Annotated in this window: 10 protein-coding genes; 7 read left to right on the top strand and 3 right to left on the bottom strand. The window is 58.3% G+C overall.

Annotated features, from left to right (window positions below; all coding sequences use genetic code 11):
* Positions 1-78: 78 nt before the first annotated feature.
* Entirely contained in the window at positions 79-744 is a 666-nt protein-coding gene (locus GJR99_RS17195) for a metallophosphoesterase family protein (protein ID WP_151114289.1), read from the bottom strand.
* Between the two features lie 98 nt (positions 745-842).
* Here GJR99_RS17195 and GJR99_RS17190 point away from each other — a divergent pair, with 98 nt between their 5' ends.
* The 4 genes from GJR99_RS17190 to GJR99_RS17175 all read left to right on the top strand — a co-directional run bounded on the left by GJR99_RS17190 (position 843) and on the right by GJR99_RS17175 (position 4,173).
* On the top strand, positions 843-1,481 hold the full coding sequence (locus tag GJR99_RS17190) for an SIMPL domain-containing protein (RefSeq protein ID WP_151114288.1): 639 nt from the start codon (positions 843-845) through the stop codon (positions 1,479-1,481).
* Between the two features lie 100 nt (positions 1,482-1,581).
* On the top strand, positions 1,582-2,655 hold the full coding sequence (locus GJR99_RS17185) for a hypothetical protein (RefSeq protein ID WP_151114287.1): 1,074 nt from the start codon (positions 1,582-1,584) through the stop codon (positions 2,653-2,655).
* A 26-nt stretch (positions 2,656-2,681) separates the two neighbouring features.
* The gene (locus GJR99_RS17180) at positions 2,682-3,107 is read left to right on the top strand and encodes a dual specificity protein phosphatase family protein (RefSeq protein ID WP_151114286.1); all 426 of its coding nucleotides are present in this window, start codon (positions 2,682-2,684) and stop codon (positions 3,105-3,107) included.
* Between the two features lie 142 nt (positions 3,108-3,249).
* Positions 3,250-4,173, top strand: coding sequence for a metallophosphoesterase family protein (locus tag GJR99_RS17175; RefSeq protein WP_191967181.1), 924 nt, complete (start codon positions 3,250-3,252; stop codon positions 4,171-4,173).
* Positions 4,174-4,331: 158 nt separating this feature from the next.
* On the opposite strand, the gene GJR99_RS17170 is transcribed toward GJR99_RS17175, so the two are convergent.
* Positions 4,332-5,495 carry a pyridoxal phosphate-dependent aminotransferase gene (locus tag GJR99_RS17170; protein WP_151114284.1) on the bottom strand — a complete coding sequence of 388 codons (1,164 nt, stop codon included), beginning with the start codon at positions 5,493-5,495 and terminating at the stop codon, positions 4,332-4,334.
* Positions 5,496-5,621: 126 nt separating this feature from the next.
* Positions 5,622-6,707 (bottom strand): transcription initiation factor IIB family protein, encoded by a 1,086-nt coding sequence (locus GJR99_RS17165; protein WP_151114283.1) that lies wholly within the window; start codon positions 6,705-6,707, stop codon positions 5,622-5,624.
* A gap of 461 nt (positions 6,708-7,168) precedes the next feature.
* Between GJR99_RS17165 and GJR99_RS17160 the strand changes: the two genes are divergently transcribed.
* From GJR99_RS17160 to GJR99_RS17150, 3 genes are read left to right on the top strand one after another with little or no spacing between them, the layout of a single operon-like run.
* The gene (locus GJR99_RS17160) at positions 7,169-10,396 is read left to right on the top strand and encodes a DEAD/DEAH box helicase (RefSeq protein ID WP_151114282.1); all 3,228 of its coding nucleotides are present in this window, start codon (positions 7,169-7,171) and stop codon (positions 10,394-10,396) included.
* Positions 10,396-13,707, top strand: a complete 3,312-nt coding sequence (locus tag GJR99_RS17155; RefSeq protein ID WP_151114281.1) for a PD-(D/E)XK nuclease family protein — start codon at positions 10,396-10,398, stop codon at positions 13,705-13,707. The genes GJR99_RS17160 and GJR99_RS17155 overlap by 1 nt, the downstream gene beginning before the upstream one ends.
* 2 nt (positions 13,708-13,709) lie before the next feature.
* Complete coding sequence (locus GJR99_RS17150) at positions 13,710-17,438, top strand: UvrD-helicase domain-containing protein (RefSeq protein ID WP_151114280.1); 3,729 nt, start codon at positions 13,710-13,712, stop codon at positions 17,436-17,438.
* Positions 17,439-17,558 lie beyond the last annotated feature (120 nt).

Raw genomic sequence — 17,558 nt, 5'->3', positions numbered from 1 at the left:
TAGAACAATTCGGTGGCCGCCTCGGAGGTCCGTCGTAGACCACCCGCCCCCTCTGTTGCGACCGGTTCACGCGTTGGCTCACGACCCATCCAGGAGTCGTGTCCCAATCTTCGCTGGTAACCCGACGTCTTCGACCTTGTCGATGACTCGGTTGATGTCGTATTCGACACGCCGGCAGTCGACGTCGTGCGCCTCCGTATCCAACACCGCGTACGCCGCCCGCGCGTCAGAGTCTCGTGGTTGGCCGACGCTCCCCGGATTGAGTATCAATCTTCCATCGATCAGTGCCGAGTGTTGGATGTGTGTGTGCCCGACGACGATGCCTCGGTAGTCGTCGAGGTGTCTCCGAAGGGTGGGGAACTCGGAGGGAAAGACGTACTTCCCACGAATCGTCGGGTGACTGTGGACGAGGAGGAACGAATCGTCGGCGAACGTTTCGGACTCCGGTAACTCGCGAAGCCACGTCCGTTGCTCCGCAGAGAGGTTCTCTGCTGCGAACTCGATACCTGCTTTCGCCATCTGATTTGCTTCGAACGTCGACGGCGTCTCGACTGCTGCGTCGTGGTTCCCTCGAACGACGACGTCGGAGACCGCTCGAATCCGTTCGACACACTCCGATGGCCACGGATTGTATCCAACTACGTCCCCTGCACAGACGACTGCGTCTACCGCCGGAAGGTCGTCTAAGACTGCTTCGAGCGCCGGAAGGTTTCCGTGAACGTCCGAGAGGAGTGCGATTCGCATCGGTCTCGTACTGTCGGGATTATGAACACTTGAATCCTCGCAACCTCGTGATAATTGTCTGACAATGTTTTTTGGTGCAGTCATGGGATGGAGGGTGTATGCAAGAGGGGACTGTGACGACGACTGCGACTGGTCGGGTGCGCGCTAAACCTGAGAATGCGAGAATCTCCGTGCGAATGCGTTCTGAGGCCGATTCAGCGACAGAAGCTCGAGACGATGTAACGGACCAGTCTGCGTCGGTAATCGATGCACTGCTCACCAGTGGCCTCGACGAATCGTCCATTCGCCAAGTAAACGTTCAGGTGAAAGATAACCGTGGAGCGTTCGACGAACCGCTGGAGTACGATTACGAAGCCAAAGAGACGTTCGTCGTGAGGTGTGACCTCGAAAAAGCGAGTGACACCGTCGTCACGCTGGTCGATGCAGGGGCGTACGTCGAGTTCGTGGAGTACGGATTCTCTGAAGAGCGACGCGAGCGGTTGAAATCCCGTGCATTAGGAGACGCGATGGACAAGAGTCGCTCTCGCGCCGATTCGATTGCTCAGGCAGCGGACTGCGAACTCGGTGCAGTACGGTCGGTAACGACTGAAGAAGTGGATACGACGTCGAGTGGGATGCAAGACATCGTCGAGGAGTCGCTTGGGTTCGACTCCAGTCGTGAACTCGACCCCGGACGAATCGTCGTCACTGCAGGTGTCAGGGCTCGATATCAGTTACAATCGACTGCCGACGACTAACCGCCATGCGTAATTTCACACGAGTAGTCGGCATCTGTCGGTCTTTCAGCCATCCCTCACTGAGTGGCCCATCTTCCCAAACGAGTCCTGTGGTGACGACATGAAAGACATCGTCGAAGCAGCCCTGAACGACCGTGGGGGCGAACACGATGTCGATGAAGATACTGACCTGCCAGACGGGTCCACCGACGAGTTTGGAGAGCTAACATTCGCGGTACTCGGATGTGGTGAGGACGGAATCTCGTGGCTGTCAGACGGGTTCAAATTTCGACCCCGAGTAGGGATGTTCGACACACAAATCGACTTCGACACGACGACGATTGCTGTTGGCTCTCCAGCTGTTGTCTCGGCAGCGAGCGATGTCGACGAAGTAATCTCTGTCTCGTCTCTGGGTGCGTCGGGGGACCCCGTGAACGAGTCCAGGTTGTCGTTCGAAGACGGTTCGAAGACGTTCGAGACGTTCGAAAAATTCGACGTAGTCGTCGTGTTGGGGAACGCCTCTCGTGCCGGGGACACGGTTCTGATGGAACGTGTCTGCCGAACTCTCACAGATGATACGCTCACTATCGGTGTCCCACTCGTGTTTTCTGACGTCCTCTCTCAGATGGAAACGTCGGCGTTCCGCCGATTAGTCACGTCAGTGGATTCGACGATACCACTCGAATGGTCTCGTATCCGCCCAATATTCGGAGGAAAAAGTGATACAGCAGATTCGTCTGATTCGAACGACCAGACACTCATCGTTTCCACCCTCACCGACCTGACGAGAGACATCTTCGAGTTGTTCCACGTGCCAATAGAAGCGCCCCCCAACATCGTGAAAGTACGGTCGCTCCTCGACTCGGGTGGCGTAACACTCGTACACCGGGGGTTGGGGACCCGTGACGACGTCCCTGGAGAACTCGTGGAGGACGCCGAAGAACACCGACTGAGTAGTGGCGACACAAGCACAGCAGACGGTGTACTCGGTCTGTTCCGGTTTGGTGCGCCGTTCACGCTAGGTGAGTTCCAAACGGTGGAAGACTACCTCGACTCTAACTACCGACCGACACACGAAGACGCAATCTGCCAACTCGGTGGGATGGTCACTCGGGGGTTCGGTGAGCACTGTCGACTCACACTGTTGTTCTCTGGTGTCGACATCGACTCGGTCTCTTTCGTGAGAAGGAGTTAACACGACATGTGTCTGTCTTCTTCTCGATGGACGAAATCGTTCGAAACCTCTACGTCGGAACGATCGAAGACGCTGGAAACCAGTCGATGTTACGAGCGCACGACATCGACACCATCGTCTCGTTGACCTACGCAGACCCCGATGGCACCGTTTCACAGGACATCGAACTCCAAACGTTCCCGATGATGGACGGTCCTCGGAACGACCCTGAGGAATTCGACGGGGCAGTTACTGCAGCGTTCGAGAGCGTTCAGGCAGGCGAACGGGTACTCGTCCACTGCTCGGCCGGTGCGTCACGAAGTGTAGGTGTTGCAGCTGTCGTCGTTGCGCTCGTAGAAGACTGTGATATCGAACGAGCGTTCGAAGTGGTTTCGGACGCCAGAGCGGTTGCCGACCCACACGACGCGCTTCGACGACGAGCGAAGTCGGCGTTGAGCGAGCGGAGAGCGTAAGCCGTACCGAGACGGTGACCCCCGACTCCCTTCCGATGAGACGGTGACTCGGGTTACTGCTCGTGTGGTATCTCTCAGCAACCCCGATTGGTAGTTCACCGAAATGGCAAAGGTGACAGCGAGGTTACCTGATTTCGAGGTTATGACTGAACACACGTACATTCTCTTTGGTGACGCCCACATCAAGCCGACAGGGAAGGCAATCGACTACGAGAAAATCAGTTTTCCACCCGACGTCGACGTTATCCTCGTCAATGGTGATTTGACCCACCGCTCTGACCCAGAAAGCCTCGACGCAGGTCGCGAATTTCTCACACAACTCGCTTCTCACGACATTCCCGTCGTGACGGTTCCTGGGAACCACGACCCTGCTCCCTACATCGACCAGTTGCTTCCCCCACCGGTCGAAACTGCGCATCGGAGAGTCGTTAGGCTCGACAGCGCCGAGAACGCCACCGACGAAAGCGAGAGCCAACCGGCCATCGTTGGTTGGGGGTGCGACCAGTTCGATTTCAGCCCGGAGTTCGAGTACGAGACGTTTCCTTCGACTGACCCGCGTGGGCGCGACGAACCCCGCCAACGGTCGATGGAACGAATGACCGAGACGCTGCTAACGGCGCTTCGACCATTCGTCCACGGTGAGTGTTCTCCCCGAGACGTGCTTTCGACGCTGGGAATCCAACGCGCTCACTGGGGAACTGCGCAATCACAACTCGAACATCTTCGAGACGAATACGAACAGGTCAGTCGTCTCCTGTCGTCGACTGATAGACCGACGATTTTTCTGACTCACGTCCCTGCGTTCGCAACAGCAATCGATATCCACCACTCCATCGGGACACGTGAGGAAGACCGGGACGGGCTTGCGGGTGGTTCGATAGCTCTACGGCTCGCTATCGAAGACCAGACCCCCCTCGTACACCTTTGTGGGCACTCACACTACAGAGGGTACCACTACGTGGACGGAAACGGTGGTGGGACGCACGTGTACAATCCGGGAGTTCGAGGAGTCGTTCGCCTCGATGTCGACGCTGAGAAGCGGTCGTTTTCGTTCGAGGCGTACTGAATCTCTGAGACGCTATCGAGACGCTGACTGTTCAACCTGGACGGCCCACGTACAGTAGAGAATTGGAGAACACTATCCGAGTATTTCCATCGGGTTAGCGAATACGAAGCCACAGAGTTCTCTATTCAGCCTGATTAGAGTGGCCCCCACAGAAGCGCTCACCAGAATCGATTCTCGTCGAGACGGTAGAGTGCTTCCTCGATCGTTTCCTCGTTTCGAGAGAACGTGAACCGAACCCAGTCTGCAGTTCCTTCTGTGTAGAAACTACTGCCGGGGACGACAGCCACACCGGCCTCACGGATGAGCTGGAGTGCGAACTCTGTATCGTCTACGTCTTTCGGATACCGGGTCAGCATGTAATAGGCTCCGTCGGGTTTGACAGGCTCCAACCCGACAGTTCGAAGCCCATCGTAGAGCATGTCACGACGACGTTCGTACGACGAAGCGAGGTCAGCGTAGTACTCTTCGGGGAGAGCGAGGGCTTCGACACCTGCTTTTTGGAACGGCGTAGGAGCGCAGATGCTCGTGTAGTCGTGGACTTTTCGAAGCTCGGCAGAGAGCGGTTCGGGCGCAAGTGCAAATCCGACACGCCACCCGGTCACAGAATACGTCTTCGACATTCCGGTACAGACGACGGTACGTTCGGCGAGGTCTCCGACTTCGACGGGACTGACGTAGTCGTCCGTGTAGACGATGTGTTCGTAGATTTCGTCGGTGACGACGATGAGGTCTTCTTCGGCTGCGACGTCTGCGATGCGTTCGAGCTCACTCGGTGTGAAGACGTTCCCCGTTGGGTTGTGCGGATGGTTGAGGATGAGGATGGAGGCATCTTTGGCGGCGTCTCGAAGCTCGTCTGGGTCGATTTCGAGGTTGTCGGTGATGTCCAGTGGAATCAGCCGACCCCCCGCGAACTGGACGGCGGGAATGTAGCTCTCGTACGTCGGTTCGAAGTAGATTACTCCATCACCGGGGTTGCACAGTGCGAGGAGGGTAGAGACTACAGCCTCGCTCGTCCCGGTGGTGACTGTGACTGCTGTCTCTGGGTCGTAGGCGACACCTTTCCAGTCGGCGTATCGTTCAGAGATTGCTTCGCGTAACTCCGGTAATCCCCACGTGATGGTGTACTGACTCGACGTGTCGATGGCATCCTTTGCGGCTCGTTTCACCTGTGGTGGTGTCTCGTCTTCGTCTGGAATGCCTTGGGAGAGGTTGATTGCGTCGTGTCTGTGCGCCTCACGCGTCATCTCCCGAATGACCGATTCTCGCATTCCATCGACGCGTTCGCTCCCGATAGACCTCGAGAACGGAGACGGGTTTGGCATACGTTGGCTGGGTGTGACTCACACATGAATCTTGGTGGAACTCAAACGAGTCGTCGACCACTCTACGTCAGAAAATTTGCTAATAGGTGGACCAAAATAGCACGATAAGAGATTCCTCAGCAGGGGTTACTGCTCGGAGTCGCGTGCTTCGTCTTCGCTCGCTTCGGCGAGCAAAGCAGTTCGGACCGACTCGATAACGAGATTGCGCACTAACTCTGATTCGTCTTTGTACGCGTCTTCATTCTGTACACGTCTCTTCAGCTCCAAACTGACATCTGACGGAAAAGTGACCGAGACGGACATCGGTTCTGCAACCGATTCCACACGAGGTCGAAGTATAGACTCTACGAGCTCAGACCTGTTTTCGAACACTTCGTACTGGCTAGTGAGGGCATCGATCATGTCCGCCAGCATCGAATCGATAGTGAGTGAGACTAAGTCCTCTGACGATGGCTTCTCGACGGGTGACAACGACCGTTTATCCGACCTGAGGTGTTCTGTCACCACATCTCTCACACAATCCTCCACGAAGGTTGATTTTGAGGTCGCATCCAAATCTCCCTGGTCGATCAACACGCCGATTGTATCTACTAACGGGCGAGGTAACTGGACTGTGGACGTGGACGAATCTTCTCTCGCGTGTTCACTACTGGAGTTTGGAGTAGATGGGTCAGCTTTGCTGGCTTCCTTCTCGACTTCATCGTTCTGCCCGTTGTCGACGACTTGCTCTGCGGTATCCTGAGTGTTCGTCTCCTCTCCATTCTCTTCTGATTCGACAGCGTACTTCCCAGAACTGGCGAGAGACTGTTTGCCCCCGAGGGCGTTCGCGATATCTTGGTAGGCGTTTCGTATCGTGACCTCGGTCACACCAACGGTCTCTGCGATGTCTCCTTGGGTGTACTCAAGACGGAGGTCGTTGAGATAGACGACGAGATAGAGCGCAGATGCGGCGATATCAGCAGGAGAGCGCCACCTGTCTATTACTGAGGGGTCCTCTGTCCGGACGTCGGTGAGTAACTGTTTCGTCTGTTCGACGATTTCATCTGACGTCCCCAACTCTTCCCCGTATCGTTCGACGATATCTTCAGGCTTCGTAGGCTCGTTTTCGATGCTGATCTCCCTTGCAAGCACCTTCTCTGCTCGGAGGACACTGTTCAGGCTGAAATTTTCGTCGAGACCACTGGACGCCCCTCCCTCACGCCAAGCGTTCACGATGTCTTTGGCGGTGTACCACCCGCCGGACTGATTGACTGCGAGAAGGAGTGCCGCTGCAGCGACGGTATCGTCCCCATGTTTAGCCGTGATGCCTTCTACCGAAGCTTGACGAGCAAGCATCTCTGCGGTTTGGAGTGAATCACTCGACACCTCGAGTTCCTCAGCGACACGGTTCATTCGACCCCCGCTCGGAACGTTCGTCATCGGTTATCGTGAGGATACGATCAAGGGTCGTAAAAGTATTCCTAATACTCCATCTGGAAGACGGTAGAAAACTATTTACTCCATTGCAATGTATCTATCTCCGAAAGCATACACGACAGGGAATGTGACTGTATACGTGATTTATGTATCTGTCAGTACGCCTGTCGAATACACTACCAAACGAACCGGCTTGGGGCGTTCCGGTTGATTCGACTCGAAGTTCGTCCTGGACACGAGACAGTTGGGGCACATAGATGGGATTTGATCCGTTCGAGAAGCAGTTCGGCAACAACAGCAAACAGGTCGACGAAGTATTCCGGGAATCGCGCCTCGATGGTCGTGGGCTGAGTGAAACTCAGTGGCCCGCACAGATCGACCGCGCAGCGACAGACCTCCTCTACGGTGTCGCAATTGGTGGAGGAGCGGGCGCGGGTGATATCGGGGGAGTCATCGACCAAGTAAACTTCTCGGAGGCAACCGGGAGGTTCTACGTCGACGGACTTAGAAATCTCGGTGGTTCCGGGTCTGACCTCGACCGAGCACTGAGACGGTACGATTCCGAAGCGGTCGGGGAGTTGGCCTTCCACCTCAACAAGTTCCGAAAGGAGCTCTCGGAGCACGGAGATGGTCAGATGGACGTCGACAGGGCGGTGGAAGCACTCGTCGAAAAGGCAGCCACCAAGGCTATCGAGGACAGTGTTCGCGTCGATGCGAACGACGGTGCTGGACTCCGACAACTCCGAGATTCCAGTTCTGCGTCTGACCTCGTGATGAAACTGTTCTCTGACCCGAGCGTCGAAGCGTACGCAGACGCTCTCATCGGGACTGTTTCGGACCGATCGACCACGACGAGCGGACTGCTCGCTCGATTAGACGAAGCCCGGATGACGACCCCGCTGTGGACGCATCAGAAGCAGGCTCTCCGAAAGTGGTTCGAGAGTGACCAGAAGGGCTACGTGAACATGGCGACAGCGACGGGGAAGACCGTTCTCGGTCTCGCGACCATCGCTGCCAGATACGGTGCTCTCCACCCGGTCGATGCTCGCATCGCAGAGGACTACGAAACCGGTGGACCAGACCCACGAATTCTGGTCGTCGCCGGGAACAACCTTCTGCTGTCACAGTGGCGCGAAGAGTTAGACGAACACCTCGATATCCCGAAAGACAGGACAGTTCCCGTCGATGGAGACGGCGGAAAAGACATCGAACTTGGATGGGGGACCATCGAATTCAGAACAGCGCAGTCGCTACTTACCACACCATCGCTCCGTGGATACGACCTCGTCATCTTGGACGAGGCACACCAGTACTCACGACGGAAACGAGGCGACGAACGAGGTTGGGGTGACGTCTTCGAGGAACTAGTCGATGGGAGTGACGCAATCTTGGCGATGTCTGGGTCCGTAGACGGTGGCTGGAAAGGTGACGACGCCGCGGAGAACGCCCTCAACGACCATCTCGATAGGTGTTACCGATTTACCATTCCGATGGCGCGTAACCACGGTGTCATCGCAGACTTTAGTTGGGAAGTTCACTACGCTGCAGCGACCGAAGAAGACGAAACGAAACTCGCAGAGCAGACGCAAATAATCGGGAAGAGCCTCGACTCGCTTACTGGAGAACTCGATGCAGAGAACTTGGGTGTCGACCCCGACGACCTCCCGGCACAGGTCGGGTCGTATGCAGACTTACAGTCTTTCGCACAGTCGAACGCCGGAAACGACCTCCGTGAGCAATCAGAAGAGTTCGACCTCCTTGCGACTGCGCTGTTCACACGCCGCCCAGTTCGCTGGAATCTCTCACCACAAGACGACGCAATCGTCGAACTCATCAAGCGACACGCTCCAGCGAAGAAAACCGTGGTTCTCGTCCAGAACTACGATGACGCATCTCGGCTTCGGACGCGACTTGTCGAGGACGAGGGGTTCTCCGACGAGAGCGTCATCGCACTCGAGAGCGGCGACGACGACCGCGCCGAGAAAATTGGCCGGTTCAAAGACGCAGCCGGCGGCGTGCTCCTCGGGTCTGGCAAACTACTGGGAACGGGTGTGAACATGCCCGATGCCGAAGTCGCAGTCAACGTCGCCAGCGGTGGTGTGAACGCGTCTCTCGTCCAGCGGATCGGTCGGGTCCTTCGGAACCCAAAAGGCGACAAGGAGGCTCGATTCTACCACGTCGTCCCGACTGCAGTCCACGAACACGCAATCGACCCACACGAGGACGGTCAACAGCTTCTCCGCCGAGCGGCCGAGTTCTCTGCACTTGGAGAGACGTTCAAAGAGGCCCCAGGGTTCTCCATTGCGACTGAAAACGTCGGAGTGACCGTCTCTGCCCTCGAAGTTGCAGGGGAAGAGACGCTCTCCAACCGACCCGACAGTCACATCGGGGAACTCGTCGATACTGACGCCGCCGCCGACGCTCTCAGAGAACTTCGTGCTGCAGTCCAGGCGGACGAGTCCGGCGATGGAGAGCACACTGAGCCGGTCGTCGCTCGTCACTGGCCACCCAAAACCACTGACGACGATACCGGACCGTCTGGCTCTGGAACTGAAGTCGGTGGTGAAGAGCCACAGGGTGAGGGTCTCTTCCCAACACGGAACGAAACGTACGAACGATATCGGCTTGCACTCGACAGGTACCGTGCCGCGAAGGGCGTCGCAGAGCACCTACTGGGAATCGATTACGAGTTCCATCGTGAGAATGGCTCGTACGTCGTGTACCTGCCCTCGGAGTACAGTGGGTCTGAGTTCCACGAACATCTCGAAGAGGCACTCGACGAGTACCGCCGCATCAAGGCAGTGGTGAACGGTGAAGCCGGCGAGAAAGGGTCACTTCCACAATACCGCGCAGAGTGGCCTGCACCACCGAAATCGACTGCAGCGATGGTCGACGAAGGAATCGCTGCAGCCATCGGTACGGACTACTCAGAAGATGACCCACTGTTCTTCGCTCGCGAAGATGGCGAACTCTACGAACTCCCACTCCCAGATGGACGGCGACTCGCGGTCGACAGGGTGTACGACCCGACTGAGACCACGGACGACGGAGGCTCACCGAACGTGGTTCGGGTGTCGACACCGGTGGTCGAAGTTGCACGCGGTCGTCTCGACGCCGAGACGAAATCGTCCATTGACCAGACGATAGAGGCGTGGACTCGCGACCTTATCGTTGGCTCGCTCAGTGGGGAACTGCCGGCTTTCGCCGGTGACGTCGAAATTGGTGAGCAGACGACCCCAGTCGAGCTTTCTGACGACATCCTCTCGTTCGTCCAGGCGAGTTGTGAGAATGAGAGCAGTCCGTTCACCGACCCCGACGTGCTCGTCGAGACTGCGATACGGTCCGCACTCGGCATCGAACCGGGGGCGACAGAAACCGTGACCACCGAGGTTTCGGCAGACCTCGCTGCGCTGGCAAGACAAAACGACGTCGACCTCGAGGCTGCGCTGGCGAGCGCGCTCGAACAGGAGCTTCAGAAGTGGTGATGAACGACGTGACTCAGCAAGCTTCCCAGTCCGTGTTGTTTCACGGCCCCGATGCAGAAGCTCTCGACGACGCAGCGTTTCAGTGGGCACACACGCACTCGTCTGGACTCCCAGAGAGTGTCCTGTACCTCACGAACCAGCCCCACAGAGAGACGGTCGTAGAGACACAGTGGCAGGAAGTCGGCAGACCCGCCGAGCTCGTCGCGATGAGTCTGGACGACTTCGTCGACCGCTGCTACGACCGGACAGCGATCGGTGGCCCGTCGACACGAATCGACCAACCAACCCGTCAACGCTTGATGGAACGAGCGGTCGAATCGCTTCCCGAAGAGTCGCCGCTCCACAGCGACAGAGACGGGCTTCCGTCGACAGGCTTGACTGGTGAATTGGAAGACCTCTTCAGCTTACTCGAATTCGCCGGTGTACTGGATGTCGACACGTTGCAACAGCGACTCCGTGACGAAGGTCTCTCGAACCTCGCCGACGAACTCGGTCGTGTCGCAGTCGAATTCTACGGTGGACGAGACGACATCGAAGACGGCTCTGGTACTGTTCTCCAGGCCGAACGGTACCAGCACGTCGAACGCATCGACCCGTCTTCGGTCTTCGAACACGTCGACGCCGTCATCGTCGCCGGATTCGACCGGTTCTCGGTACTCGCCGAGCGGGTCGTCGCAACGATTGCAGACACGTGGCCGACGGCTGGGACAGTCGTCCGACTCACCGACACCGACGAACCTGTGGGTGTCGACGTCGCTGCCGACCCTGCATGGTCGTTCTTCGACGACGACCTCGAGTTCGAAGCACAGCAGGTCCCCCCACGAACTGACCTTCCACGTGAGAACGCAAAGCTCGCGGCATCGCTCTTCCGCCGTGAGGGGCCGACTATCGACAACAGAGAACTTACTGCTGAATTCGTAGTCCCGTCGTCTCTCGAAGCCGAGGTCCGTTTCGTCGGTCGGCAGGTCCAGAAGCTCGTCGGAGAAGGTGTCGACCTCGACGACATCGCCGTCGTTCCGACCTCGTCACAGGCGTACGTGCCGGCACTCGCCGCCGAGTTCGAGAGTCGCCGAATCCGCTACGCCGCGAACAAGCAGTACGGTGTCGACGAGACCGCGACTGGGACAGCACTCATCGCGGCACTCGACCTCGTAATGGACGACGACCCAGATGCACTCGCGAAGCTCGTCGACAATCCAGTCGTTACGTTCGGCGAGTGGTGGCCGTCTGGGCAGTCACGTCGAGAAGTCCACGATGTGATCACCGAAGCCGTCGAATCCGACGACTTCGACGACGAGATTTCGCAGTCCAGTGACGAAGTCGAGCAGTTCGTTTCAGACGTTCGGGCGCAGGCGTCTTCAATTCAGATTTCGGACGCACCGCTCACCGATTTTCGAGCGTTTATCGCGGACCTCGGCCTCGACGAGACTGTCGAGAACCGGGCGACGACCGGGTCACAACGCGTCGTCCGAAGTGGTGTTCGGCGTGTCCTCGACGCAGTCGACCGAACCGCTGCCGACCGTGGCGGCGTGCTCGAACGTGCACGACACGCACTGTCTGGGGCATCTGTGACGGATACTCCCAGAGGGTGGGACGACCGCGTCGACATCATCGACGCGGGTTCGGTCGGTTCGAGAGCCTACGACTACGTCTTCGTCGTTGGCCTCACCGCCTCTCACTTCCCCGGCGGAAACGGCCGATTAGCACTGTATCAGCGCGTCACAGACGCCCACGAAGATTTCGAGGAGGCAGACCACGCTCGCCGTGCCGAGTACCGCATCGCCGGGTTACTCGGTTCGTCGACCTCGGTCGTGTTCTCACGCCCATCGAAGCAACTCGATGGGACGAAATACGTCGACGCATCCATTCTCGCTGAACTTCGACGGGTTACTGACACGAAGACGACAGTCAGAGACGAGTTCGAGAACCTGTTCGACTCGACTGTCGCACATCGAGACGTCGTGGGTTCCCGAGGAGACCTTCACCGTGCGCTTGGTCTCGTCGGTGTATCCGGTGGCAAAACCGCGGTTGCGGACGCGGTCGAGACGGCAGAGGCTGCGGGTGTATTCGAGACGGCACCCGGTGCGAACGACGCGCTCGCTCGGCCACAATCACCTTGCAGTCGGAGCGGTGTTCGGACTGCGTCCTCTCGCGACCGAGCACAACTCGACGGTCGGAATGGGTGGCTTTCCGAAGCGAAGGCAACAGTCCTCTCACTCGAGCCCAAACCACTCTCACCCACTGCGGCCGAGGACTATGCAGCATGTCCGTTCAAGTACTACGCCAGGCGAGTTCTCGAACTGGACGACGACGACGAGACGACTGTTCCGATGGCTCGGGGGTCGGTTGTCCACGATATACTCGAGGCGTTTTACGAGCGCCTCGCTGAACAGGAGGGACGTCCGGTACCGCTGGGCTCGTTCTCTCGGTCCGAACTCGAAGGAGAACTTCTCGAAGCCGCACTATCGAGGCTCCGTGCAGCAGACGAGACAGAACGTGACGCGCTCGACGACGAGTGGCGGTATCGGCACCTCGCAGGACTGGGAACCGATAGCTCGAACCCGTACTACACGCTCCCTGGAATAGAGGCGGAAGCGTCTGGCATCTTTGTGCGATTCCTCGACGAAGAGGTCCGATTCCACGTCGACCCGGATGACGACCTTCGAGATGGTCCTGTCACGGTTGCACCGTATCGATTCGAACAGCGGTTGTCTGGCTCGGTGGACTCCGTCGAGATGTTCGGGTATCTCGACCGGCAGGACCGGAGTGGTGGTGGTCTCGCCGTCATCAGGGACTACAAGACCGGAAAAACACCGTCGGAACGAGACACACTGGATGGCATCAAATTCCAACTCCCCGTGTACGCGAAGCTACTCGAGCAAACGGAAGACGTCGAAGTAGTTGGCGGGACGTACTACCGACTCCGTAAGCCGGGCGACGTCTCATCCAACGCGGGACAGGTGACCTTCGACGACGTTGCTGCATGGTATGGACACGGGGGGACACCGACTGTCCGTGGTCGAACACCGGCGATAGAGACGAGAGATGGGTTCCGGGAGTTGCTCGACGAGGTCGTTCCCGACCGACTCTCACAGGTCGTGGACGGTATCGAGTCAGGCCTCTTTCATCCGACACCCAACGAGGAAGATGCGGCGGGGTGTTCGTCGTGTGCGTTCCGAGACGCTTGCGACGTTCGACACCACAGACGGCGCGACCTCGTAGCGAATCTCGAATCGGCGGAACGGGACGCCTACGTTCCACCGATGGCGCGCGGTGTCGAGTGGGAACCGACTGTGGAGCGTGACGAGTAACGATGGAACGAGACGAACTTACAGACCAACAGAAGCAGGCGGTACAGACGATCGACGAGAACTACCCACTGACCGCGGGTGCGGGGACTGGAAAGACGACGACGTTGTCGTTCCGGTATCTCGAACTCCTCGAACAGAACGAAGAGCTCCTCCCGGAGAATATTCTCGTGACGACGTTCACGCGGCGTGCAGCGCGTGAACTCACCGCGAAAGTTCGGGAACGAGTCCTCAGTCGACTCGCGGAGGCGGATTCAGCAACTGACTACGAACGATGGCGGGACGTACTCATCGGACTGGAAGACGCGTACATCCACACACTCCACGCGTTCTGTCAGCGCGTTCTCTCCGAACACGCGACTGCAGTCGATGGTCTGGACCCAGGATTCGACACGCTCGACGACGTTGAGGCGACGCGTCTGCAAAGTGACGTCGTCGACGACATCCTCTCAGACCGGCCGCCTTCTGTCGAACAAGCACTACCAGCTTTCTCCGAGTACACGCTTCGCGAGGCACTGCTCGACCTACTCGGGAAGCGCCCCTTATCTGAACAGTGGGCGTCGTACTGGAGTGCGCCTGAGCGAACGACTGACGAGTACGTCGAGTACGTCGAGAGCGTCCTTCATCCGTTCCCAGTGCACGAAGTCGTCTCCCGACTCGACGACGAAGAGCTTCGCGAAGACGCTTCGGAGCTTCGAGAACTGCTGGGCAACCTCTCGTCGTCACCGAGTGGAAAGCGAACGAGATATGCAGTCATGCTTCGCGACCTGTTCGACGAACTGGCGGGACTCGCAGACGACGAAGCGTACGAACGCGTGCTCGACGTCTGCGATACCCTCACCACGTCTAGCGGTGGCCTTCGAGCAAACTACACACCGACGAACGGAGATTGGACCGGCGACGACGTGGGACAGGAACGCGTCGGCGAACTCGTGGAGTCGATACTGCGGGCGCTCGGTGTTCCGGAACTCACCGAAGCCGACATCGATACGAGCGTCGACCGTGAGACAGCGCAGTACGTCTTCGCCCTCGCCCGGTTGTTGAATGAGGTCGCACGAGAGTACCGTTTACGACTTCGAGAACGGAATGCAACCGACTACGCGGGGTTAGTCGACCGAACGAGCAGGCTTCTCGACAGAGAGGCTGGCGTCGAGGACGTTCGTATCTCGTTGCGAGAACAGTTCGACTACGTCATGATCGACGAGGTTCAGGATACAGACCCCAGTCAGTGGGACATCGTCCAGTCACTCACGACCCTCGCAGACGAGACTCCGTATGGTGGTCGGAACGTCTTCGTCGTCGGTGACGAAAAGCAGTCCATCTACCGATTCAGAAACGCAGACGTCTCTGTTTTCGAAGCGGCACGTCGGCGTCTTACCGAGGCTAATGACACCGACGAGATGTCCACTGAAGGTCGGTACGAGCTTCAAGATAACTTCCGGTCGCTCGACCCTGTCCTTCGATTTACGAACGCCCTCTTCGATGAGGTGTTCCAACGTGGCCCCGACGCCGACTTCGAAGCAGAACCACAGGCTCTCGCACCCAATCGAGACCACGACGGAGACGTCGACCCAGTCGTCGAGTATCTCCTCGTTCCAGACGACGAACTCGCTGTCGACCTCTTACCGGAGGGACACCCGTTCCGAGAGGATAGTGGAGACGAGCGACGGTGGAACGAGGCTCGAGCGGTTGCCTCGCGAATCACACACCTCGTGGAAGGTGAGACGAACGTGTACGAGCCAGACCCGGACGACGGGGTAGAGCCACCTCACGACAGACTGGCGAGCTACGACGACGTGGCGGTCATCATCCGCAAACGAACCCACCTCGGCGCGTTCAAACGGGCGTTCGACGAGACGAGTATCCCCTACACTGTCGTCAACGGCGAAGGGTACTTCGACACCCCAGAAGTCCGAACGCTTCTCAACCTCTTTCGGGTCCTCGCCGACCCTGAAGACGACATCGCGTTGTATGGATTACTTCGCTCTCCGATGTTCGGGTTCACAGACGACGAACTCGCACCCGGTTCTGTCGGCGGCAACATCTGGCAGTCCCTCGAAGGCGTCACGACAGGCGAGTTCGCGAAGGTGCGCGAACTCGTCGAAGACCTTCGCCACTTGGTTGGTTCGACCGACGACGCTGCCGGTCCGCAGGTGGATTCGTGGACTGAAGCACTCGACGCTGCACTCGATGCGACAGGATACCTCTCGTCGATCTCTGCAGACAACCGACCCAGTCAAGCGGCAGCGAACGTCGAGCGGTTCCGTGAGTTGCTCAGAGAAGGTGTCGGAAGTGCACAGAGCGTCGGGGAGATCGTCGAGCGTCTCGAAGAGCGTCAAGAGCTATCGACACACGACCCCGAAGCGTCGATTCCTGACGGCGCAGACGGGGTGAGCGTCCTCACGGTCCACGCAGCCAAAGGTGAAGAGTATCCAATCGTCGTCGTTCCGGGAATCAGTGACGCGTTCAACATCTCAGCACCCGTCGCAGGCGGCACCGAGTTCGAACGAATCGACGACAGACCCGCACTCGGCTTGTCGGTTCCCGACCCAGCGGACCCCTTCGAGACCATCGACACGGTTGCGAAACAGGGAATCCGACGACTGCGGCGACAGCGACTCGTTGCAGAGGAGAAGCGAACCTTGTACGTCGCGTGTACACGCGCACGAGACCACCTCGTCCTCGCCGGTACTCACGGGGGTTCTGATGGGCAGTTGGACGAGCCAGACCCCGAGGACCCGAAGAGTTGGCGTGACTTCGTACAGCAACCGCTCCTCGGTCACGACGACCTCCTCGCGACACTTGGCACTGAAGGGACGTTCGAAGGCCGGTTGGCACACGACCCCCTCGACAGCGAACAGGAGCCTCCGACGTTCCGTGTCTCACTCCCTCGTCCTCCAATGGAGGTCACTGAAAGAACAGACGCAGTCGCGGATGCACCCACCGCACTCGACGTCGACACCCCACCAGAGAAACCACTCACGTACCGCCTGTCGCCGTTTCAGGTAGCGGACATACTCAAAGAGAACCCTACCGGGGAGTTGGCCTACGACGACCGAGACCGGACGGTTTACTACCGGCGGCCGGACGACGAGACGGGGTCCGAGGAGACCGGTGAGTGGCGGGGACGAGACGAGTTCGACGACGAACCGACTCGTGATACCCTCTCGGGGATGCCCTTTGGGGAGGCAGTCCACCGAATCGCAGAACTTCGCCTTCCAGAAGACCGGTGGGACGAGATAATCGACGACGCACTGCGAACCCAGGAGTACGACCACGAGATCACAACAGAAGACCGGGCACGCGTGGCACGCCACGCGCGACGTTGTATCGCCCACGTCGACGACGTCTCTGGAGACACCGGGTCGGTCTACCGAGAGTTCCCAGCGTCGGTGGACCTCGCTCACGGAACCATCTCGGGCCTCATCGACTGTCTCGTCGTCGACGGGACCTTGACTATCGTCGACTACAAGACGGGACGTGTGACCGAACGGTCGGTCGAGAACAGGGCAACTCAGTACGGTCCACAACTCGAAGCGTACGCTCTCATGGCACACGAGTTCGACCCCGACCGCCCGGTAGAAACGCAGTTGTATTTCAGCGAACTCGACGCCGTCTCCGAACAGTCGTTCACTGCTGGTGAGGGTCCGGATTCACTCTCCGCACTACAGACGTCGCTCGACGAGCGGATTAGGTCTGTCGTAGAAGCTCGACTGGACATCACGTGGGAGTAAACCCCGAGAATGTCCGTCGTCGTCGAACCGGGTCACATCCTCAGTTCCAGTATTCGATACGGATTGTCGTCCAGATGTCGCAAAAACACGATTAGCGGAACGAGATTGTACAATACTTAA

This window comes from Haloferax marinum (assembly GCF_009674625.1).
Taxonomy (GTDB): Archaea; Halobacteriota; Halobacteria; order Halobacteriales; family Haloferacaceae; genus Haloferax; species Haloferax marinum.
This window is presented reverse-complemented; position numbering and strand designations above follow the sequence as displayed.

Bases quoted from the DNA above. Each gene is read 5' to 3' on its own strand.
- GJR99_RS17195 (WP_151114289.1), bottom strand. From the start codon at position 744: ATGCGAATCGCACTCCTCTCGGACGTTCACGGAAACCTTCCGGCGCTC.
- GJR99_RS17190 (WP_151114288.1), top strand. From the start codon at position 843: ATGCAAGAGGGGACTGTGACGACGACTGCGACTGGTCGGGTGCGCGCT.
- GJR99_RS17185 (WP_151114287.1), top strand. From the start codon at position 1,582: ATGAAAGACATCGTCGAAGCAGCCCTGAACGACCGTGGGGGCGAACAC.
- GJR99_RS17180 (WP_151114286.1), top strand. From the start codon at position 2,682: ATGGACGAAATCGTTCGAAACCTCTACGTCGGAACGATCGAAGACGCT.
- GJR99_RS17175 (WP_191967181.1), top strand. From the start codon at position 3,250: ATGACTGAACACACGTACATTCTCTTTGGTGACGCCCACATCAAGCCG.
- GJR99_RS17170 (WP_151114284.1), bottom strand. From the start codon at position 5,495: ATGCCAAACCCGTCTCCGTTCTCGAGGTCTATCGGGAGCGAACGCGTC.
- GJR99_RS17160 (WP_151114282.1), top strand. From the start codon at position 7,169: ATGGGATTTGATCCGTTCGAGAAGCAGTTCGGCAACAACAGCAAACAG.
- GJR99_RS17155 (WP_151114281.1), top strand. From the start codon at position 10,396: ATGAACGACGTGACTCAGCAAGCTTCCCAGTCCGTGTTGTTTCACGGC.
- GJR99_RS17150 (WP_151114280.1), top strand. From the start codon at position 13,710: ATGGAACGAGACGAACTTACAGACCAACAGAAGCAGGCGGTACAGACG.